Origin of the sequence: Dactylosporangium maewongense (assembly GCF_039531485.1) — a bacterium.
In the GTDB taxonomy this organism is placed as follows: Bacteria; Actinomycetota; Actinomycetes; order Mycobacteriales; family Micromonosporaceae; genus Dactylosporangium; species Dactylosporangium maewongense.
In genome coordinates, this window is record NZ_BAAAQD010000028.1 from 128,976 (window position 1) to 148,660 (window position 19,685).

A 19,685-nucleotide genomic window follows, 5' to 3' on the forward strand; every position below is an offset into this window, starting at 1 on the left:
GACTTACGGGCGTGAATCGCGTCCCCCCGCGTGTTCAGCTGCTCGTCGCCGTCCTGACCGTCTTCTCGCTCACCGGCGCGTCCTGCTCCGACGAGGACGACGGCATCGGACTCGGCACCGCCGGCCGCGGTGACGTCGTCGAGGTCGTCGACGCACCCGCCACCGTCACCGCGCGGGCCGCGGCGACGCTGACCGCGGCCGCCGACGGCACCCTCGCCTCCCTGGCCGTGCGGCCCGGCGACACCGTGACGGCGGGGCAGGTGCTGGCCGTCGTGGACTCCCCGTCGGCACAGCAGCGGCTGCGCGGCGCCGAGGAGGCCCTCGACGCGCTCAAGGGCGCCGGCGGCGGCGGGGGCGGCGTCAAGAACCTGTCGGCGACGCAGAAGAAGACCGACGACGCGGCCGCGAAGGCGTTCGGCGAGGCACGCAAGGCCGCTCAGGCCATCGCCGATGCCACGGTACGGGCCGGCCTCCTCGCCCAGATCGACTTCGCCGAGAGGTCGTACCAGGAGGCGGCCGCCTCGGCCCGCGCCGTGATCAGCGCCGTGCAGCGCGGCCTGGCGAGCGTGACGAAGGCGATGGCCGCACTGACGACGGCGCAGCGCAGCCAAGCGCAGGCCGCGTACGACCTGGCGAAGTCGACCGTCGACGCGCTGACGCTGCGGGCGCCCGTCGGCGGCGTCGTCCAGCTCGGCGGCACGTCGGCCGCCGCCGCGCCGTCCATCACCGACCTGCTCGGCGCGGCGCTTCCGGCGGGTGCCGCTCCGGCCGCCGCCGGCACCGCGGGCGCCTCCGGCCCCGGGGTCGACCCGGCCGTCCCGGTCGGCGGGCAGGTGGCCGCCGGCACCGCGATCCTCACCGTCGTCGACGTGTCGCAGCTCGGGCTGATGGCGGAGATCGACGAGACCGACGTCCTGCTCGTCGAGCCGGGCGTCACGGCCCGCGTGGAGCTCGACGCGGCACCCGGCGCCACCTACGAGGCGACGGTCACGTCCGCGGACGTGCTGCCGTCCGCGTCGGCGCGCGGGGGTGTCTCGTACCGGTCGCGGCTCACGCTGAGCGGGGGCACCTTCGCCGACGGGCGGGCCGCCCCGGCGCCGCGCCCCGGCATGAACGCGGTCGCGCACCTGCAGGTCCGGCAGATCCGCGACGCGGTGACGGTGCCGGCGGCCGCGGTGTTCAACGTCGGCGGCAAGGACGTCGTCTGGCTCGTCCGAGACGGCAAGGCGGTCCAGGCGCCCGTCGCCGTCGGCGTCGCCGGCCAGGACCGGGTGCAGGTGCTCAGCGGCGTCGCCGACGGCGACCGGGTCGTGATCCGCGGCACCGACAAGGTCAAGCAGGGCATGGACCTGACCCGATGAGCCCCGCTTTCGTCGTGCAGGACGTGACGCGGGAGTACGCGCTGGACGGCGTCACCGTGCCGGCGCTGCGCGGGGTCAGTTTCACCGTCGACGCGGGCGACTACGTCGCGATCATCGGCCCGTCCGGGTCCGGCAAGTCGACGCTCATGCACCTGCTCGGCGGCCTGGACCGGCCGACGGCGGGGTCGCTGCGGATCGGCGGGCGCGACGTCGCCGGCCTCGACCCGCAGGCCCTGGCCAGGCTGCGCAACGAGACCATCGGCTTCGTCTTCCAGTCCTTCCACCTCCTGGCCCGCACCAGCGCCGTCGACAACGTGGCGCTGCCGCTGGTGTACCGGGGGATGCGCGCCTCCGAGCGGCGCCGCCGCGCCGTGGCGATGCTGGAGCGGGTCGGGCTCGGTCACCGGCTCGACCACCGGCCCAACCAGCTGTCCGGCGGCGAGCAGCAGCGGGTCGCGATCGCCCGGGCGCTGGTCACCGACCCGCAGGTGCTGCTCGCCGACGAGCCGACCGGCAACCTCGACACCCGCAACGGCCAGGCGGTGCTCGCCCTGCTGGAGACGCTCAACGCCGAGCAGGGCGTCGCGTTGGTGATCGTCACCCACGACAACGAGGTCGCCGACCGCGCCCACCGCAAGATCGTCATGCGGGACGGCGTGATCGTGTCCACCGACGTCCCGCCCGCTGCCCCCACCGCTGATGAGGGCGTCTCGTGAGGTTCGCGGAGGCGTGGCGGGTCGCCATCGACGCGCTGCGGGCCAACCGGCTGCGCTCGACGCTGACCATGCTCGGCGTCATCATCGGCGTCGCGGCGGTGGTCGTGCTGGTGGCCATCGGCACCGGCACGAAGCAGCAGATCGAACGGCAGGTCGAAGGGCTCGGCTCGAACCTCCTCATCGTCCTGCCCGGCCAGGTGAGCCTCGGCTCCGCGCCGTCCGTGTCGCGGATGGACCTGTCCGACGTCGACGCCGTGTCGAAGATCGTGGGGGACCGCAACCGGGTCGCCGTCACCGTCGCCTCCGGCGAGACCGTCGCGGCCGGCAACGTCGACACGTTCGCCACCATCAACGGCGTCATCGAGACCACGCCGCAGGTGTTCGTGCGGAGCCTGGCCCGCGGCACGTACCTGAGCCGCAGCGACGTCGACACCCAGCGCCGCGTCGCCGTCCTCGGGTGGACCGTCGCGCGAGCGTTGTTCGGCGACCGCGACGCCGTCGGCCAGCAGGTCACCATCGCCGGCGTGCGCTTCCGGGTGATCGGCGTCTTCGCGAAGCTCGGGCAGAGCCTCGGCGTCGACCGCGACAACGAGGTCCACGTGCCGATCACCACCGCGCACCGCCTGCTGGGCACCAACCGGGTCGACGGCATCGCGATCAAGGCCCCGAACCGGGACGAGATCGACGACCTGAGCGCCCGCATCATCGCCGAGCTGGCCCGCCGGCACCCCGGCACCGAGTTCAGCGCCGTCACGCAGGAGCAGATCCTCGGCGTCCTCGGCGACATCCTCGGGGTGCTCACCGGCGTCCTCGCCGCGATCGCCGGGATCTCCCTGCTCGTCGGCGGGGTCGGCGTCTCCAACATCATGCTCGTCTCCGTCCGGGAGCGCACGAAGGAGATCGGGCTGCGCAAGGCCGTCGGCGCCCGGCCCCGCGACATCGGCGTGCAGTTCCTGCTCGAGGCGGTGCTGCTCACGACGCTCGGCGGGTTCATCGGGATGGGTCTGGGCATCGGCGCCGCCCTGGTCGTTGCCGCGCTGTCGCCCGTGCCGGCCGCGATCACGTGGTGGTCGCTCGCGCTGGCGTTCGGGGTCTCCGCGGCCGTCGGCATCGTCTTCGGCGTCGTGCCGGCCCAGCGCGCCGGCCGCCTCGACCCCGTGGTCGCGCTGCGCACCGAGTGACCCGCACGGCGAGTCGTGGTGCGTCGCGCGGTGTGTCCGCGCCCGACTTGACCTTGGCAGCAAAGAATCCGACGAAGCGAGGGCGCAAGTCACAGCAGTACCGTTACCGTACTGATAACACGCTGATTCATCAGCTTGGCGAGCACGCTGGTCGGAGGTCGCGATGTCTAGCACGCCACACACCACCGAAGGCCGGTTGGGCGAGGTCAGGTTTCTCACGGTTGCCGAGGTCGCAACCCTGATGCGAGTGTCCAAGATGACCGTCTACCGCCTGGTTCACGCCGGGGACCTCACCGCCGTGCGGGTCGGCCGGTCGTTCCGGGTGCCTGAGCACGCGGTCGACGCGTATCTGCGCGAGGCGTTCCGCGAAACGGCGTAAGTCGCACGTTTCGCCGCTGATGGTGGGCCCGCTTTTCCGATCACGCGGGGGTGCGGCTACGCTGGAGCCGCTAACCATGTCTTCGGCGTGCCAGCGATGGCACGCGTTCCGCTGTTTCGAGGAGATACCCGTATGGGCTCGGTGGTCAAGAAGCGCCGCAAGCGTATGGCCAAGAAGAAGCACCGCAAGCTGCTGCGCAAGACCCGCGTCCAGCGTCGTCGTCTCGGCAAGTAGCAACGCGTCGGCGGTCCGCCCCGGCTCGGAGGTGACGCTGTGACGACGCCACGGGTAGTCCTGGTGACCGGGGTGGGCCGATATCTCGGCGCGCACCTGGCCGCCAGGCTCGCCAAGGACCCGCGCATCGAGCGGGTCGTCGGCATCGACGCCACGGCACCGGCGGGCGAGCTCGCCACCGTCCTCAAGGACGTCGACGTGCACCAGGTCGACCTGCGCACCCCCGGGGTGCTGCGGGTGATCGTCGACGCCCGGGTCGAAGCGGTGGCGCACCTCGCGGTGACCACCGCCGCAGACCAGCACGGCGGCCGCGCCGCGATGAAAGAGCTCAACGTCATCGGCACGATGCAGCTGCTCGCCGCCTGCCAGCAGGCGTCCCGGCTGCGCAAGCTGGTGGTCCGCTCCTCCACCGCGGCCTACGGCGCGTCCTTCCGCGACCCGGCGATCTTCACCGAGGACACCGAGCCGCGGGAGATCCCGCGCGGCGGCTTCGCCAAGGACGTCCTCGACATCGAGGGCTATGTCCGCGGCTTCCGCCGCCGGCGCCCCGACGTCGGTGCCACCGTGCTGCGCTTCGCGCCGTTCATCGGCTCGACCGTCGACACCAGCCTCACCAGGTACTTCGCCGCGCCCGTCGTGCCGACCGTGTTCGGCCGCGACCCGCGCCTGCAGTTCCTGCACGTCGACGACGCGTTCGAGGTCCTGCACCGCTCCGTGGCCGAGTCGCACCCCGGCACGTTCAACGTCGCCGGCGGCGGCACCCTGACGCTGTCGCAGGCGATCCGGCGCGCCGGACGCATCACCATGCCGGTCCTCGAGCCCGGCCTCGGCATCGCCGCCGGTCTCGGCCGCGGCATCGTGTCGCTGGACCAGCTCGACCTGTTCGTCCACGGCCGGGTCGTCGACACCAGCAGGCTCGTCCGCGAGTTCGGGTTCACGCCCAGGACCACGGCGGAGGCCTTCGAAGAGTTCGTCCGCAGCCGCCGCTCCGGCGAGGCGCTGCCGGCGGACCGTATCCGCGCCGTCGAACAGACCCTGCTCGAAGGCTTCCGACGGACCCGTGCGGCGCGCGCCGCGTTGGAGGCGGGCTCATGACCGACCCTGGTTCCCCTGACCCAGGGCTGCCCGACCCCGACGCCACGCCGCCGGACACCGCGCTGCCCGGCGCCTCGGAGCGCGACGCCGCGCTGCCCGGTGCCGCGGATCCGGACGCTGCGGCGGCCGACGCCGCGCTGCCTGACACTGCCGCGACGGACCGTGCGGTGCCCGGCTCCAGGGCGCCCGGTGCCGCGAGGTCCGACGCCGCGGCGTCCGAGCCCGCGCTGCCCGACCAGTGGGACGACCGGGTCGCCGGCGCGCTCGCGTTCGTCCGCGAACGCCTCACCGGCGACTACGAGGTCGACGGCTTCGGGTTCGACCGGCACCTGACCGACGGCGTGTTCCTGCCGCTGCTGCGCCCCCTGTACAACCAGTGGTTCCGCACCGAGGTCTTCGGCGTCGAGCACCTGCCCAAGGAAGGCCCGGCCCTCGTCGTCGCCAACCACTCCGGCACCGTCGCCCTCGACGCCCTCATGCTCTCCGTCGCCGTCCACGACGAGACCTCCGCCCGGCGCCACCTCCGGCTCCTCGGCGCCGACCTGGTCTTCCGCCTCCCGGTCCTGTCCGAGATGGCCCGCAAGTCCGGCGCCACCCTCGCGTGCAACCCCGACGCCGAACGCCTCCTCGGCGAGGGCGAGCTCGTCGGCGTCTTCCCCGAGGGCTTCAAGGGCATCGGCAAGCCCTTCGCCGAGCGGTACAAGCTGCAACGCTTCGGCAGGGGCGGCTTCGTCTCCGCGGCGGTGCGCACCGGCACGCCGATCGTCCCGGTCTCCATCGTCGGCGCGGAGGAGATCTACCCCCTGATCGGCAACCTGCGCCCCCTCGCCCGCCTGCTGGGCGCCCCGTACTTCCCGGTCACCCCGACCTTCCCGTGGCTGGGCCCGCTGGGCCTGGTGCCGCTGCCGAGCAAGTGGCTCATCGAGTTCGGCGAGCCCATCCCCACCGCCGACTTCGTCGACTCCGCCGACGACCCGATGGTCGTGTTCAACCTCGCCGACCAGGTCCGCGAGACGATCCAGCAGACCCTCTACAAGCTCCTCGACCGCCGCCCCGACGCCTTCGCATAACGCTGTCACCCGCCTGTGGCCTTCGGCCATGGGCTCGCCGCCCCACCGCTGGCGCGGCGGGTCCCGCCGGGGATTCTCACCCGGACCCCAATGCGCCGCGAGCGGCGCACGGCCGCGCGTGCCGCTGGCCGGATACCGCTCACGCGTGCCCGACGTGGCCGACCACCGCGTCTCTCCCGCCTCTTCGGCGACCCCGATCGACCCCGATCGACCCCGATCGACCCCGATCGACCCCGCGGCAAGCCCGGGCGCATCCGTTCCCATGATCCGGTAAACCTTGTGCAGCCCTGGGTGCACAAGGTTTACCGGATCATGATGGGAAGGGCCGCCCAGCCACGGCGGTGGGCGGCCACCGGGATGCGGCGTGCTGCGCGGTCCTGCCGCGCGGCAGCGCTGGCAGTGCGTCGCGCAGCGGCGCATTGGGGGTCCGGGGTGAGAATCCCCCGGCGGGCCCCGCCGCGGCAGCGGTGGGGAGGCGAGCCCATGGCCGAAGGCCACAGGCGGGTGACAGCGGGTGACAGCGCTTCAGCGAAGCTGTTGGCGGGTGACAGCTCGGCGGCGTAGGGCGGCGGCGGTGGCGACGCCGCCGAGGATGGCGCCGGTGGCGAGGGCGGCGGGGATGGCGATCTTCGCGGCCTTGCGGCCGGTGCGGAAGTCGCGGACCTCCCAGCCTCGCTTGCGGGCCTCGCGGCGCAGGGCGGGGTCGGGGTTGACGGCGACGGCGTGGCCGACGGTGGAGAGCATCGGGGTGTCGTTGACCGAGTCGCTGTAGGCGGAGCACAGCGACAGGTCCAGGCCCTCGACCGAGGCGAGCGCGGTGATCGCGGCGGCCTTCTCGGGGCCGTGCATGAGGTCGCCGACGAGGCGGCCGGTGTAGACGTCGTCCTGGATCTCGGCGACGGTGCCGATGGCGCCGGTGAGGCCGAGGCGCTGGGCGATGATGCGGCCGAGCTCGACGGGGGCGGCGGTGACGAGCCAGACCCGCTGGCCGGCGTCGAGGTGGAGCTGGGCGAGGGCACGGGTGCCGGACCAGATGCGGTCGGCCATCAGCTCGTCGAAGATCTCCTCGCAGAGGCGCGACATGTCGTCGACCTTCCAGCCGGCGATGAACGTGAGCGCCGCGGACTTGGCGCCGGCGACGGTGCCGGCATGCTCGGAGGCGAGGAGGCGGAAGCGGGCCTGCTGGTACGCGAAGCGGACCAGGTCGCCGCTGGTGAAGTAGCGGCGCTTCGCGAGGCCGCGGGCGAAGTAGTAGATCGACGCGCCCTGCATCATGGTGTTGTCGACGTCGAAGAACGCGGCGGCGGACAGGTCGGCCGGGACGGCGAGCGCGGCCTCGACCTCCGCGACGGCCCAGCCGGCTGACGGCGAAGTGGATCTGGGCGGCGCGATTCGGCCCTGCCGGCGGCGGCGCAGGGCGAGCGCGGCGGTCGAAGGTCGGATCGGCATGCGGAGAAACCCCCTGTCGTGTTCGACCAACCGTACCGGCATGGACAACGACAAGGGCCCGGTGTCAGACACCGGGCCCTTCTCAACGCTGCTGGCGGACCATCAGTGGAACAGCCAGTCGAGCAGGCCCTGGTTCTTCGTGGGGGAAGGTGAGGGACCCTGGGAGGGCACCGCCGGCGCGGACTCGGTCGCCGTGCCGTTGGAAGCCGATCCGCTCGGGACGGGACGCTGGCCGGCGGGGGTGCCGGTCTGGCCCGGGTTGTTCTGCTGCTGGGTGTTGCCGGGCTGCTGGTTGGTCCCGGAGGTCTTCTGCCCGGCCGGCTTGCACGCGGTGCTGTTGGGCACCGGTCCGAGCTGGTCGGCGGCGGAGACCGCGGCGGTGCCGCACTTGATCAGCGGGCGGATCGCCTTGGAGCGCCGGTCGATCTCGTCGAGCAGGGTGACGGAGTTGCCGGCCCGTGCCCTGGCGTCGCCGTCGACGCCGTTGCGGAGCTTCTCGGCACCCGCGTGCTGCGTGGACACGAACGCGTCGATGGCGTCGAGCGCGGCGGCGTCCTTGCGGCTCACGGCGGTCGTGGTCAGCAGGCGCACACCTTCGAGCGTCTCGCTGTCCATGTCGTCGAGGACCGCGGTCAGACCCGTCGGGTCCTTCACCGCCTGTGCCTCGTCGAGCCGGGTCCGGGCGAACTCGAGGTACAGCTGGCCGCGGCTGATGTCCGAGCCGGCGAGCGCCAGCTGGGCCTTCTCCGTGGACCGCTTCACCGTGTAGAGGGCGTCGCCGGGGATGGCGTCGCCGCTCGCCGCGGACATGCCCGACAGCGCGAGGGTGCCGGCGGCGAGGCCGACGACGATCGCGCCGCGGGTCCGGGTCCGGCGGCTGACCGCCGGCCTGCTGCCCGCCGGGCGCCGCAGCGAGCGCACGCCCCTGCGGGCCGCCTCGGGCTCCGGGTCCTTGGCGGTGATGCCGATGCCTTCTCGTTCTGCTGTGGCCAGGAGCATGGCCCGCAGCCCGTCCTTGAACTCCTGCTGCGTCTCCACTTTGACCGGCATCTCGGCCAGCCGTTGGCTGACCGAGACCAGTTCGGTCAGGGAGTCGTCGAGCGTGGACCTCATGCGGTGCCTGCGGGCTCCTGCAGCCTCGTCCACGAGCTGCGCGAAACGCTCAACCCGGCGACGGTGGAAGACGGAGCCGATCACCTGAGGCACCCCCCTTCACTGATCGCGTCACTCAGGCGCGGCAGGGCAGCGGGATGGTGTGCCACCGCGTCCGCCGTGCGCCAAGCCGACGGTCGCACCCGGACCAACGGTGCAGAGCGGAAGCTGGTTACGGCGCCGGAGGAGGCACTGTAACGGAAGGTGACAACGGTCACGGCTGGAATCCGTCGGGGAGCAGCCGCGCGAGGGCACGCACGGCGCGGTACTGCAGCGCCTTGATCGCTCCCTCGTTCTTGCTCATGGCCTGTGCGGTCTCCGCGACGGAGAACCCGTGCAGGAAGCGCAGCACGATGCACTCCTGCTGTTCCGGGTTGAGCTGCTTGACCGCCTTGAGCAGGTCGACGTTGGTGATGTGGTCGATGACCGCGGCCTCGGGGCTGCCCTCGGGCCCCCGGTCGGGCCGGTCGGCGTCCAGGACGTCACCCGTGGTGACCTCCAGCCGGTACCGCCCGGACTTGAAGTGGTCCGCGACGAGGTTCCGCGCGATCGTGACGAGCCAGGCACCGAGGTCGCGACCCTGCCAGGTGAAGCTGCCGATGCGCTTCAGCGCGCGCAGGAACGTGTCGGCGGTGAGGTCCTCGGCGAGCTGCCGGTTGCCGACGCGGAAGTACACGAACCGGAAGACGGTGTCGAAGTACCGGTCGTACAGCAGGCCGAACGCCGCGCCGTCGCCGGCCTGGGCGCGCTCGATCAGCGCCCACACCTCCGAGGCGGGGTCGCCGCGGTCCGGCCGCGCCGGCTTCGGGGCGGGCTCCTGCGCGGGGCCACCCGGCTCGGGCGCGGTGTCGACGAGCGTCCCGGCGACCACGGACTTCGTGATCGGGACCGTGTCCTCCTCGATGAGACCGGCACCCGGCGACGGCTTGGCGCCCGGGTTCGGTCTGACGTTTGTGCCGGTGCCTTGACCGGAACCCTGCCGGGTGGGTGCCTCGTTGGTGTGGGGGCGTCCCCGTGTACGCGGAACGCTGCCGCCTTCACCGCGGATCACCGTGCTGAACATGTCGCGCACTGAGTCGCGGACGGACTCGCGCAGGATCGACAGCCCATCGGCGAGTGCGTGCTCGGCGTCGAACACGTGCTGAATCGCGGTCATGCTGCGCAATCCAGACGACACGGCCTATTCGGCGCGATCACGGGCACTTCGGCCTCCTCGGGGTGAGGGGTGTCAACTCGCAACAAATGGGGTGAGCTGACTTGGGTGATGATAGGTCCGGCGTCACCCGCATGTGGGCAGTCTTTGGCGTGAGGGCACAATTCTTCCCACGGATCGGGGACGCCTCGGCGCACATGCTGTCCGTCACGCGACGGCAACTCGCCGTGCAACACGCCGCATACTTGGGCAAACGGGACGTAGACACGCCGCACTTACTCGGGTGCGACACACCCAACCCACACGATCGAGTGGACCTTTACTCAGTCGGCGTGTCGGGCGCCTAAGCACCCTGGCACAGCACCGGGTGCCCCGAGGGTGATAGGTGACGGGTGATCTCTCAGGTGGCGGCAAGTCACCCGTGACGTGGCAGACTGATCGACCGTGCAGGACGTCACGAACTTCGCCGACCTGGTCCGGCGCGCCGCCGCCTCCGCTGGCGCCCGACCGGCCCTGCGATCACACGCCACCCTGATCACCTGGTCGGAGCTCGACCGGCAGGTCGACGCGGTCGCCGCGCACCTGGCCGGGCTCGCCCTGCCGGCCGACGACCACGGCCCCGCCCGGGTCGCGATCGCGCTGCCCAACGTGCCGGAGTTCGCCGCCGTGTTCTTCGGGGTGCTGCGCGCCGGGCTGGTCGCCGTCCCGATCAACCCCGCCTACACCGCCCGCGAGCTGACCCACGTGCTCACCGACTCGGGCGCCGCGGTCCTGGTGGGCACCCAGCCGGTCACCGCCGCCGTGGAGACGCCGGCCCGCCGGTACACCCTGGGCGGCAACCTGCCGGAGCTGCTCCAGCCGGCCGCCGCCGCACCGGCCGAGACGCACGGCGGCCTGGCGCTGCTCCTCTACACGTCCGGCACCGCCGGCGCCCCGAAGGGCGCGATGCTGTCGCACCGGGCCCTGCTCGCCAACCACGAGCAGCTCGCCGCGATCGACCCGCCGCCGGTGCGCCCCGACGACGTGCTGCTGCTCGCCGTGCCGCTCTTCCACGCGTACGGGCTGAACAGCGGCCTCGGCGCCGTCGCCTACCACGGCGCGTGCGGCGTGCTCGTCGAGCGGTTCGACCCCGCCGACTCCCTGGAGGCCATCGAGCGGCACGGCGTCACCGGCGTCGTCGGCGTCCCGCCCATGTTCATCGCCTGGTCGCTGATGGGGGAGCGGCTCACCCGCGCCTGGTCCGGCGTCCGCCTCGCCGTCTGCGGCGCGTCTCCGCTGGACGCCGCCGCCGAGCGACGCTTCGCCGAGGCGACCGGGAAGCCGGTGCATCAGGGGTACGGGCTGACCGAGGCCGCCCCCGTGGTGTCCAGCACGCTCTCCAGCCGCACGGTCAAGCCCGGCTCGATCGGCCGCCCGATCCCCGGCGTCGAGCTCAAGCTCCTCGACGCCGGCGGTGAGGAGGTGCTCCTGGACGAGGACGACGAGGTGCGCACCGACCCCGGCGAGATCGTCGTGCGCGGCCCGAACCTCTTCGACGGCTACTGGCCCGGCGGCGAGGAGGCGCCCGGCGCCGACGGCTGGTGGGCGACCGGCGACGTCGCCTACGCCGACGAGGACGGCGACCTGTTCATCGTCGACCGGCTCGGCGAGCTGATCCTCGTCAGCGGCTTCAACGTGTACCCGCACGAGGTCGAGCTCGTGCTGGCCGCGCACCCCGCGGTGGTGGAGGCGGCCGCGCTGGGCGTGCCCCACCCGTACACCGGCCAGACCGTCAAGGTCGTCGTCGTGCGGCGCCCCGGGTCACAGGTCACCGCCGAGGAGCTGATCGCGCACTGCGAACGCAACCTCGCCAGGTTCAAGTGCCCGACCGCCGTCGAGTTCGTCGACGAGCTGCCCCACTCCGCGACCGGCAAGATCCGTAAGGCGGCGCTGCGATGAGGCTCACCCTGTACACCCGGCCCGGCTGCCACCTGTGCGACGTCGCCAAGGAGGCGATGGAACGGGTCGCCGCCGCGACCGGCGAGGCCTGGACCGAGGTCGACATCACCGGCGACGAGGCCCTGGAGGAGGAGTACGGCTTCCGCATCCCGGTCGTCCTCCTCGACGGCAGGGAGCACGGCTACTGGCGCGTGGAGGAGGACCGGCTCCTGCGCGACATACGGCTATCCTCACCCGCGTGAAGCACCTCGTCTGGGACTGGAACGGGACCCTGCTCGACGACCTGAAGCTGGTCGTCGACGCCACCAACGTCTGCCTGGCCACCGTCGGCGGCCCGGTGATCACCGCCGCCGACCACCGCCGTGACTTCCGCCGCCCGATCCTCGACTACTACGCGCACGTGCTCGCCCGCCCCGTCGACCAGGTCGAGTTCCAGCTGCTCGACGACGCGTTCCACGACGCGTACCGGCTGGGCATGGCCGACGTGCAGCTCGTCCCCGACGCCCTCGCCGCGATGGGCCGCTGGACCGGCACCCAGTCGCTGCTGTCGATGTTCTTCCACGACGAGCTGCTGATCGAGGTCGAGCGGCACAGCCTCGGCGCCCGGCTGGTCCGCGTCGACGGCCTGCCCGGCACCGTCGGCGGCCACCGCAAGGCCACCTACCTGGAGCGCCACCTGCAGGCCCTCGCCCTCGACCCCGCCGATGTCGTGCTCATCGGCGACTCCGTCGACGACGGCGAGGCCGCCACGTCCGTCGGCGCGTCCTGCGTCCTGTACGCCGGCGGCTTCACCGACGAGACGCTGCTGAAGGCGACCGGCCTGCCGGTGGCGTACACGCTGCTCGAGGCCGTCGAGCTGGCGGCATGAGCGGTCCGGAGCGCAGCGGAGGTGACGGCATGAATATGCGGGTGGTTGTCGCGGATGACGCGGTGCTGCTGCGGGAGGGTCTGGTGCGGCTGCTCACCGAGAGCGGCCACACGGTCGTCGCCGCCGTCGGCGACGGCCCGAGCCTGGTCGCGGCGGTCGTCGAGCACCGGCCCGACGTCGCGATCGTCGACGTGCGGATGCCGCCGTCGCACACCGACGAGGGCCTGCGCGCCGCCGTCGAGGCCCGCCGGCAGGTGCCGGGCACCCCGATCCTGGTCCTGTCGCAGTACGTCGAGGTCTCCTACGCCGACGACCTCCTCGCCGACCGGGCCGGCGCCGTCGGCTACCTGCTCAAGGACCGCGTGTCCGACGTCGCCGACTTCCTCGACGGCATGCGGCGCGTCGCGTCCGGCGCCACCGTCCTGGACCCGGAGGTCGTCGGCCAGCTGCTGGTCCGCCGCCGCCGCGACGACCCGTTGCGCAGCCTCACCCCGCGGGAGCGCGAGGTGCTGGGGCTGATGGCGGAGGGCCGCTCCAACACGGCGATCGCCCGCAAGCTCGTCGTCACCGACGGCGCCGTCGAGAAGCACGTCAAGAACATCTTCACCAAGCTCGACCTGCCCCCGGACGACGAGCAGCACCGCCGGGTGCTGGCGGTGCTGACGTACCTGCAGACGTGAGGCCCGGCCCGCACGGCGGCTCAGATCGAGGTGGCTCAGATGGGGGCGGCTCGGATCGGGCGGCTCAGACGGGCAGGATCGCGGTGAGGCGGGTGCCCTCGCCGGGCGGGCTGGTGACGGTCATCTCGCCGCCGGCGGCCTTGACCCGGTCGGCGAGGCCGGTCAGGCCGTGCCCCTTGGCCAGGCTCGCCCCGCCGACGCCGTCGTCCTCGACGGTGACCAGCAGCCCGTACGCCGACCGCTGGAGCCGCACCCGGCACTCCTCGGCACCGGCGTGCTTCGCGACGTTGGTCAGCGCCTCGGCGACGACGAAGTAGGTCGTGGTCTCCAGGCTCTCCGCCAGCCGCTCGTCCAGCTCCGGCAGGTCCAGGTCCACGGGCACCGGCGACCGGCCGGCGAGCGCGGTCAGCGCGGCCCGCAGCCCGCGGTCGACCAGGATCGGCGGCGCGATGCCGCGCGACAGCGCCCGCAGCTCGTCGAGCGTCTCCCGGGTCTGCGCGAGGGCCTCCGCGACCGTGGCGCGCGCCGCCTGCGGGTCCGACTCGAACTGCAGGTCGGCCCGGCCGAGGTCCATCGCCAGCCGGACGAGCCGCTGCTGCGGGCCGTCGTGGATGTCGCGCTCGAGGCGGCGCAGCGCGGTCGCCTCCGCGGAGACGGCGGCCTCCCGCTGGGCGCGGGCGGCGTCCCGGCCGGCCTCGGCCTCCGCGACCCGCTCCCGCAGCTCGTTGACGCCGTTGAGCAGCGCCCGGGCGAACTGCGCCTCCAGCTGCGCGGCGCCCCGCACGACCGGCACCAGGGTGAGCGCGAAGATCAGGCCGAGCCCGGTGTAGAGCAGCACCCGGCCGCTGTCGCCGCCGCCGATGCCGATGAGCTCGTTGAGGTCCTTGTTGTCCGGGGGGCGGGGGATCGACCAGTCCCATAGGATGGTGGTGACACCGCTGAGGGCGCCGACCCACCAGGTGACGACGAACGCGAAGGCGATCGTGCTCGGGATGAAGCGCAGGATCCCGTGCAGCAGGTCCAGCCACGACTGACCGTCGCTGAGCGGCACGATCATCTTTCGCCAGAAGCCGTCGTCCGGGTCGGGTTTCTTGTAATAGGGGTGTGGTAGCCGGGTCCGGAGCACGGGTCCGATCCGCGCGCGCTCGACGGTGGCGAAGCCGCGGGCCTGGAAGAGCGTCGCGACCAGGATCGGGAAGCCGAGCACGGTGACGATCAGCCCGACGCCGAGGGCGAAGCCGACGAGGAAGAGCACCACGGTCAGGATGCCGAGTGGGAAGCCGAGCAGCACGTACTGGGTGTCAACGGCAAGCTGGCGGAAGACTCCGCGGCGGCGAGGGGTGATGGTCGTTGTCATGTCATCGACGCTATGCATGACGCCCCGCCCATCCCATCCCGCCGCCTGGCTTCTCGGTAGTAGGGGCAACCCTACCGAGACGTGTAGCCTGGCTACTGGTGAGTTTTTCTCTTCCGCGTGGCGTCAGTGAAATGCCCGATTTTGTAGTGATACTTCATCGAGCGCCCGCCCGCTGCCGGCCAGGTCCGGGGAAAGGGGCACGCAGGTGCCGCGGGGGCATTCCATGTCGACATGGACCGCACGGGCGGGCGCTGACCTCTACGTGGTTGGCGTGGACGCTTCAAGATCGCGATTTGTGCACGGCTTCACAAGCGCCTACTCTGTTGCAACGACGAACCCCGCTAGCACAGGCGGTCACAGCCATCGCGAGCGGCCTCGCATACCGTCGTCGTCACGGAGACTCATGAGCCAGCAGCGCACCGGCCCCACCGGCGGACCGGACTTTCCGGATCTCCCGGAGGCGACCGTCGCCCGGCTTCCGGAATACCTGCGCGCCCTGCACCACCTCGCCGAGGACGGGCACGACACGGTCTCCTCGGAGGGCCTCGCAGCGGCCGCCGGCGTCAACTCCGCCAAGCTCCGCAAGGACCTCTCCCACCTCGGCCGCACCGGCACCCGCGGCGTCGGCTACGACGTGACGTTGCTCATCGACCAGATCGAACAGGTCCTCGGGCTCACCCACCGCAGGGCCGTCGCCCTCGTCGGCGTGGGTAATCTCGGTCACGCCCTCGCCGGGTACGCCGGCTTCGGCACCCGCGGCTTCCGCATCGCCGCCCTCTTCGACGCCGACCACGGCCGCGTCGGCGAGCACATCAACGGCCTCGTCGTCCGCCACATCGACGACCTGCCCGAAGTGGTCGAACAGGAATCGATCTCGATCGCGGTCATCGCCACCCCCGCGCACGCCGCCCAGCACGTCGCGGACCGCCTCGTCGAGGCCGGCGTCACCAGTGTCCTGAACTTCGCACCATGCGTCTTGAACGTTCCCGACGGCGTCGACGTGCGTAAGGTCGATCTGGCCATCGAACTGCAAATCCTGTCCTTCCACGAGCACCGCAAGTCAGCGCTCACCGCGCTGCCGGCCGCGGTGCAGAAACCCGGGCGGGTCGGCATGGCCAACCGGCTCGGCGGGGAGGCGGTGGCCACGTGAACAGTTCGGGGCACAGCGGAGCAGCCATCCACCAGCGGCTCGGCGCCGGATCAGGCCGGCGCCGCAGCGCAGCGCAGGTGACGGCATGAACGGATCCAACCTGCTCGTCGTCGGCATCTCGCACCGGACCGCCGGGGTGCCCCTGCTGGAGCGCCTCGCCGTCACGGGCGAGCAGCTGCCCACCCTCCTGCGTGACCTCGTCGCCCAGCCGTACGTCGACGAGGTCGTCGTTCTGTCGACCTGCAACCGGGTCGAGATCTACGCCGCCGTCACCGCCTTCCACGGTGCCCTCGCCGACATCGGCGGCGTCCTCGCCGCACGGTCCGGCACCACCGTCGGCGACCTGGCCAGCCAGCTCTACGTCCACTACGAGGTCGACGCCGTCCGGCACGCCTTCCGCGTCGCCGCCGGCCTCGACTCCATGGTCGTCGGCGAGGCCCAGATCCTCGGCCAGCTCCGCGACGCCTACGGCGCCGCCGCCGAACACGGCACCGCCGGCCGCGTCCTGCACGAGCTGCTCCAGCAGGCGTTGCGCGTCGGCAAGCGGGTTCACGCCGAGACCGAGATCGACCGCGCCGGGCAGAGCGTCGTCAGCGCCGCCCTCGCATACGGCCAGGGCGCCACCGGCCCCGTCGAAGGCCGCCCCGCGCTCGTCATCGGCGCCGGCGCCATGGGCGCCCTGTCGCTCGCCACGCTGCGCCGGTCCGGCGCGCACCCCCTGTACGTCACCAACCGCAGCCACGAGCGGGCCGAACGGCTCGCCGAGCTGCACGGTGCCGTCGCTGTGCCGTACGCCACCCTGCCGACCGCACTGGAGCAGGTCGACGTCGTCGTCAGCGCCACCGCCTCACCCGAGCCCGTCCTCGACGCCGCCCTGGTCGGCGCCGCCCTCTCCGGCTCCCGTGACTCGCTGCTCGTGCTCGACCTCGCGCTGCCGCGGGACGTCGCACCCGGCGTCGGCGACCTGCCCGGCGTCACGCTCGTCGACATCGAGCTGCTGTCGACGTCGCTGTCCACCACCGCCGACGCCGAGCAGCGCGCCGCCGAGGACATCGTCGCCGGCGAGGTCGAGGCGTTCCTCACCTGGCTGCGCGGCGCCGACGTCGCGCCCACCGTCGCCGCCCTGCGCGCCCGCGCCGACGAGGTCGTCGAGGCCGAGCTCGGCCGGCTCGCCCAGCGCTGCCCCGAGCTCACCGACGGCCACCGCGCCGAGGTGGCCCACAGCGTCCACCGGATCGTCCAGCGGCTCCTCCACCAGCCGACCGTCCGCGTGCGCCAACTTGCCGCCGAACCCGGTGGCGAGGCATATGCTCAGGCGCTCCGGGAACTATTTGATCTGCAGATCCCCACCGCCGACATCGACCCGGCCGCCGCAGGCGAGGTGCACCCCTGATGTCCACCAACCCGTTGCGACTCGGCACCCGGGGCAGCGCCCTCGCCATGGCGCAGTCCGGCACCGTCGCCCAGGCCGTGCGCGACCGCACCGGCCGCGACGTGGAGCTCGTCGAGATCGTCACCCCCGGCGACCGCTCCAGCGCGCCCATCCAGACCCTCGGCGTCGGCGTCTTCGTGTCCGCGCTCCGCGACGCCCTGCTCGCCAAGGAGATCGACTTCGCGGTCCACTCCTACAAGGACCTGCCGACCGCCCCCGCCGACGGGCTCGTCGTCGCCGCGATCCCGCCGCGCCACGACCCCCGCGACGCCCTCGTCGCCCGCGACGGCCTCACCCTCAACGAGCTGCCCGCCGGCGCGCGTATCGGCACCGGCGCACTCCGCCGCATCGCACAGCTCAACGCGCTCGGCCGCCACTTCGAGCCGCTTCCGCTGCGCGGCAACGTCGACACCCGCCTCCGCAAGCTCGCCGAAGGCGAGTACGACGCGATCGTCCTCGCCCACGCCGGCATGGCCCGCCTCGGCCGCGGCGGCGAAGCCACCGAGGTCCTCGACCCGCTGCTGATGCTGCCCGCCCCCGCGCAGGGCGCACTCGCGGTCGAATGCCGAGAAGACGATGCCGAGCTGCGCGACCTCCTCGCCGCGCTCGACGACGAATACACCCGCGCGGCGGTCACCGCCGAGCGGGCGCTCTTGGCCGAGCTCGAGGCGGGATGCTCCGCCCCGATCGCGGCACTGGCCGAGGTCGCAGAAGGCGACGACGGCCCGGAGATCTATCTGCGCGGTGCTGTCTTCAGCCCGGACGGCGGGTTCGCCCTCCGGCTGTCGCGCACCGGAACGCTCGCCGACGCCGCGGAGGTGGGCCGAGCCTTGGCCCGCGACCTGCGCGAAGAAGGCGCCGACAACGCACTGGGAGTGCAGCATGACCCGCACCCGTAAGGGCAGCACCGGCCGGATCGCCTTCGTCGGGGCCGGCCCCGGCGATCCAGGCCTGCTGACGCGTCGCGCCCATGAGGCGCTGGTGTCCGCCGACCACATCGTCCACGACCGCAATGTCCCCGAGTCGCTGCTCAGCGTGATCCGCGCCGAAGCCGACCCCGAGACGCAGTTCTCCCCGGCCGAGGGAGCGCCCGGCGACGTCGCCAAGGTGCTGCTGTCCGCGGCCCGGTCCGGGCTGCGCGCCATCCACCTCGTCGGCGGCGACCCGCTCGCCCACGACACGGTGCTCAAGGAGGTGCAGGCCGTCGCCCGCACCGCCGTCCCGTTCGAGGTCGTCCCCGGCATCGGACAGGCGGCGGGCGTCGCCACGTACGCCGGCGTGCCCCTCCCCGGGGTCCGCGTCACCGCTGACGTCGACGACGTCCAGAGCGTCGACTTCGAGTCCATCGCCGCCGCCGTCAGCCGGGGCTCCTCGGCCGTCGCCGTCGACGCCGGTGACCTCGCCGCGGTCCGCGACGGCCTCCTCGCCGCCGGCGTCGACCCCGCCACGCCCGTCTCCGTCACCGGCGACGGCACCGGCGAGACCCAGTACAGCTCCGCCACGACCGTCGACAGCATGGTCGCCGCCGCGCTCGGCTTCGCCGGCCGGGTCGTCCTGTGCCTCGGCGCCGGCGTCGCCCAGCGCGAGAAGCTCGGCTGGTGGGAGAACCGCCCCCTGTACGGGTGGAAGGTCCTCGTCCCCCGCACCAAGGAGCAGGCCGGCGCGATGAGCGAGCGCCTGCGCGCCTACGGGGCCATCCCGTGCGAGGTGCCGACCATCGCGGTCGAGCCGCCCCGTACACCCGCCCAGATGGAACGCGCGATCAAGGGCCTCGTGGACGGCCGCTACGCCTGGACCGTCTTCACGTCGGTCAACGCCGTCCGCGCCGTCTGGGAGAAGTTCGCCGAGCACGGCCTCGACGCCCGCCACTTCGGCGGCGTGAAGGTCGCCTGCATCGGCGAGGCGACCGCCGAGGCCGTCCGCGGCTTCGGCATCGTCCCCGAGCTCATCCCCGCCGGCGACCAGTCCTCCGAAGGGCTCCTCGCCGAGTTCTCCCCGCACGACGAGATCCTCGACCCGGTCGGCCGGGTGCTCCTGCCCCGCGCCGACATCGCCACCGAGACCCTCGCCGCCGGACTCACCGAACTCGGCTGGGAGGTCGACGACGTCACCGCGTACCGGACCGTCCGCGCGGCCCCGCCGCCGGCCGACATCCGCGACGCCATCAAGTCCGGCGGCTTCGACGCGGTGCTCTTCACCTCGTCCTCCACCGTCCGCAACCTCGTCGGCATCGCCGGCAAGCCGCACGCCCGCACCGTCGTCGCCGTCATCGGTCCCAAGACCGCCGACACCGCCGTCGAGTTCGGGCTCCGCGTGGACGTCCAGCCGCCGCACGCCTCCGTGCCCGACCTCGTCGAAGCCCTCGCCGGCTACGCCGTGGAACTGCGCGAGAAGCTCGCCGCGATGCCTGCCAAGCAGCGCCGCGGCTCCAAGGTCCAGGGCCCGACCGCGCTCCGGTTCCGTTAGGTCG

At 72.8% G+C, this 19,685-nt stretch carries 18 protein-coding genes and 1 pseudogene; 15 read left to right on the forward strand and 4 right to left on the reverse strand.

The window, feature by feature from the left end; genetic code table 11:
- Nucleotides 1–11: 11 nt before the first annotated feature.
- From ABD332_RS47705 to ABD332_RS47735, 7 genes are all read left to right on the forward strand, one after another.
- Entirely contained in the window at nucleotides 12–1,361 is a 1,350-nt protein-coding gene (locus tag ABD332_RS47705; protein WP_344511577.1) for an efflux RND transporter periplasmic adaptor subunit, read from the forward strand.
- Nucleotides 1,358–2,077 (forward strand): ABC transporter ATP-binding protein, encoded by a 720-nt coding sequence (locus tag ABD332_RS47710; protein WP_344511579.1) that lies wholly within the window; start codon nucleotides 1,358–1,360, stop codon nucleotides 2,075–2,077. The genes ABD332_RS47705 and ABD332_RS47710 overlap by 4 nt, the downstream gene beginning before the upstream one ends.
- Nucleotides 2,074–3,258, forward strand: a complete 1,185-nt coding sequence (locus tag ABD332_RS47715; protein WP_344511581.1) for an ABC transporter permease — start codon at nucleotides 2,074–2,076, stop codon at nucleotides 3,256–3,258. The genes ABD332_RS47710 and ABD332_RS47715 overlap by 4 nt, the downstream gene beginning before the upstream one ends.
- Before the next feature lie 163 nt (nucleotides 3,259–3,421).
- Complete coding sequence (locus ABD332_RS47720; protein ID WP_033363444.1) at nucleotides 3,422–3,637, forward strand: helix-turn-helix domain-containing protein; 216 nt, start codon at nucleotides 3,422–3,424, stop codon at nucleotides 3,635–3,637.
- A gap of 132 nt (nucleotides 3,638–3,769) precedes the next feature.
- On the forward strand, nucleotides 3,770–3,871 hold the full coding sequence (locus ABD332_RS47725; RefSeq protein ID WP_007465623.1) for a 30S ribosomal protein bS22: 102 nt from the start codon (nucleotides 3,770–3,772) through the stop codon (nucleotides 3,869–3,871).
- Between the two features lie 39 nt (nucleotides 3,872–3,910).
- A complete protein-coding gene (locus ABD332_RS47730; protein ID WP_344511584.1) occupies nucleotides 3,911–4,966 on the forward strand; it encodes an NAD-dependent epimerase/dehydratase family protein in 1,056 nt (351 codons plus the stop codon).
- Nucleotides 4,963–6,036 (forward strand): lysophospholipid acyltransferase family protein, encoded by a 1,074-nt coding sequence (locus ABD332_RS47735; protein WP_344511585.1) that lies wholly within the window; start codon nucleotides 4,963–4,965, stop codon nucleotides 6,034–6,036. Before ABD332_RS47730 ends, ABD332_RS47735 begins: the two co-directional genes overlap by 4 nt.
- Nucleotides 6,037–6,561: 525 nt before the next feature.
- On the opposite strand, the gene ABD332_RS47740 is transcribed toward ABD332_RS47735, so the two are convergent.
- From ABD332_RS47740 to ABD332_RS47750, 3 genes and pseudogenes are all read right to left on the reverse strand, one after another.
- On the reverse strand, nucleotides 6,562–7,485 hold the full coding sequence (locus ABD332_RS47740) for an HAD family hydrolase (RefSeq protein WP_344511587.1): 924 nt from the start codon (nucleotides 7,483–7,485) through the stop codon (nucleotides 6,562–6,564).
- Between the two features lie 333 nt (nucleotides 7,486–7,818).
- Nucleotides 7,819–8,682, reverse strand: a pseudogene (locus ABD332_RS47745) (DUF5667 domain-containing protein); the annotation flags it as partial.
- Nucleotides 8,683–8,851: 169 nt separating this feature from the next.
- Nucleotides 8,852–9,793 carry a sigma-70 family RNA polymerase sigma factor gene (locus tag ABD332_RS47750; protein WP_425552405.1) on the reverse strand — a complete coding sequence of 314 codons (942 nt, stop codon included), beginning with the start codon at nucleotides 9,791–9,793 and terminating at the stop codon, nucleotides 8,852–8,854.
- 441 nt (nucleotides 9,794–10,234) lie between these two features.
- Here ABD332_RS47750 and ABD332_RS47755 point away from each other — a divergent pair, with 441 nt between their 5' ends.
- The 4 genes from ABD332_RS47755 to ABD332_RS47770 are packed head-to-tail and all read left to right on the forward strand — an operon-like array spanning nucleotide 10,235 to nucleotide 13,276.
- Complete coding sequence (locus tag ABD332_RS47755; protein ID WP_344511589.1) at nucleotides 10,235–11,728, forward strand: AMP-binding protein; 1,494 nt, start codon at nucleotides 10,235–10,237, stop codon at nucleotides 11,726–11,728.
- Nucleotides 11,725–11,970 carry a glutaredoxin family protein gene (locus tag ABD332_RS47760; RefSeq protein ID WP_344511591.1) on the forward strand — a complete coding sequence of 82 codons (246 nt, stop codon included), beginning with the start codon at nucleotides 11,725–11,727 and terminating at the stop codon, nucleotides 11,968–11,970. Before ABD332_RS47755 ends, ABD332_RS47760 begins: the two co-directional genes overlap by 4 nt.
- On the forward strand, nucleotides 11,967–12,596 hold the full coding sequence (locus tag ABD332_RS47765; protein ID WP_344511593.1) for an HAD family hydrolase: 630 nt from the start codon (nucleotides 11,967–11,969) through the stop codon (nucleotides 12,594–12,596). Before ABD332_RS47760 ends, ABD332_RS47765 begins: the two co-directional genes overlap by 4 nt.
- A 35-nt stretch (nucleotides 12,597–12,631) precedes the next feature.
- The gene (locus ABD332_RS47770) at nucleotides 12,632–13,276 is read left to right on the forward strand and encodes a response regulator (RefSeq protein WP_344511637.1); all 645 of its coding nucleotides are present in this window, start codon (nucleotides 12,632–12,634) and stop codon (nucleotides 13,274–13,276) included.
- Nucleotides 13,277–13,340: 64 nt separating this feature from the next.
- Here the strand turns inward: ABD332_RS47770 and ABD332_RS47775 are convergent, their stop codons facing one another.
- The gene (locus ABD332_RS47775; RefSeq protein WP_344511595.1) at nucleotides 13,341–14,633 is read right to left on the reverse strand and encodes a sensor histidine kinase; all 1,293 of its coding nucleotides are present in this window, start codon (nucleotides 14,631–14,633) and stop codon (nucleotides 13,341–13,343) included.
- Between the two features lie 403 nt (nucleotides 14,634–15,036).
- Between ABD332_RS47775 and ABD332_RS47780 the strand changes: the two genes are divergently transcribed.
- From ABD332_RS47780 to ABD332_RS47795, 4 genes are all read left to right on the forward strand, one after another.
- Nucleotides 15,037–15,783, forward strand: a complete 747-nt coding sequence (locus ABD332_RS47780) for a redox-sensing transcriptional repressor Rex (protein WP_344511596.1) — start codon at nucleotides 15,037–15,039, stop codon at nucleotides 15,781–15,783.
- A gap of 85 nt (nucleotides 15,784–15,868) precedes the next feature.
- Complete coding sequence (locus ABD332_RS47785) at nucleotides 15,869–17,176, forward strand: glutamyl-tRNA reductase (RefSeq protein ID WP_344511598.1); 1,308 nt, start codon at nucleotides 15,869–15,871, stop codon at nucleotides 17,174–17,176.
- A complete protein-coding gene (gene hemC / locus ABD332_RS47790) occupies nucleotides 17,176–18,114 on the forward strand; it encodes a hydroxymethylbilane synthase (protein ID WP_344511600.1) in 939 nt (312 codons plus the stop codon). The genes ABD332_RS47785 and hemC overlap by 1 nt, the downstream gene beginning before the upstream one ends.
- Nucleotides 18,098–19,681, forward strand: coding sequence for a bifunctional uroporphyrinogen-III C-methyltransferase/uroporphyrinogen-III synthase (locus tag ABD332_RS47795; protein WP_344511601.1), 1,584 nt, complete (start codon nucleotides 18,098–18,100; stop codon nucleotides 19,679–19,681). The genes hemC and ABD332_RS47795 overlap by 17 nt, the downstream gene beginning before the upstream one ends.
- Nucleotides 19,682–19,685: the final 4 nt, after the last annotated feature.

Bases quoted from the DNA above. Each gene is read 5' to 3' on its own strand.
- ABD332_RS47710 (WP_344511579.1), top strand. From the start codon at position 1,358: ATGAGCCCCGCTTTCGTCGTGCAGGACGTGACGCGGGAGTACGCGCTG.
- ABD332_RS47720 (WP_033363444.1), top strand. From the start codon at position 3,422: ATGTCTAGCACGCCACACACCACCGAAGGCCGGTTGGGCGAGGTCAGG.
- ABD332_RS47725 (WP_007465623.1), top strand. From the start codon at position 3,770: ATGGGCTCGGTGGTCAAGAAGCGCCGCAAGCGTATGGCCAAGAAGAAG.
- ABD332_RS47735 (WP_344511585.1), top strand. From the start codon at position 4,963: ATGACCGACCCTGGTTCCCCTGACCCAGGGCTGCCCGACCCCGACGCC.
- ABD332_RS47740 (WP_344511587.1), bottom strand. From the start codon at position 7,485: ATGCCGATCCGACCTTCGACCGCCGCGCTCGCCCTGCGCCGCCGCCGG.
- ABD332_RS47750 (WP_425552405.1), bottom strand. From the start codon at position 9,793: ATGACCGCGATTCAGCACGTGTTCGACGCCGAGCACGCACTCGCCGAT.
- ABD332_RS47760 (WP_344511591.1), top strand. From the start codon at position 11,725: ATGAGGCTCACCCTGTACACCCGGCCCGGCTGCCACCTGTGCGACGTC.
- ABD332_RS47770 (WP_344511637.1), top strand. From the start codon at position 12,632: ATGCGGGTGGTTGTCGCGGATGACGCGGTGCTGCTGCGGGAGGGTCTG.
- ABD332_RS47775 (WP_344511595.1), bottom strand. From the start codon at position 14,633: ATGACAACGACCATCACCCCTCGCCGCCGCGGAGTCTTCCGCCAGCTT.
- ABD332_RS47780 (WP_344511596.1), top strand. From the start codon at position 15,037: ATGAGCCAGCAGCGCACCGGCCCCACCGGCGGACCGGACTTTCCGGAT.
- ABD332_RS47785 (WP_344511598.1), top strand. From the start codon at position 15,869: ATGAACGGATCCAACCTGCTCGTCGTCGGCATCTCGCACCGGACCGCC.
- hemC (WP_344511600.1), top strand. From the start codon at position 17,176: ATGTCCACCAACCCGTTGCGACTCGGCACCCGGGGCAGCGCCCTCGCC.
- ABD332_RS47795 (WP_344511601.1), top strand. From the start codon at position 18,098: ATGACCCGCACCCGTAAGGGCAGCACCGGCCGGATCGCCTTCGTCGGG.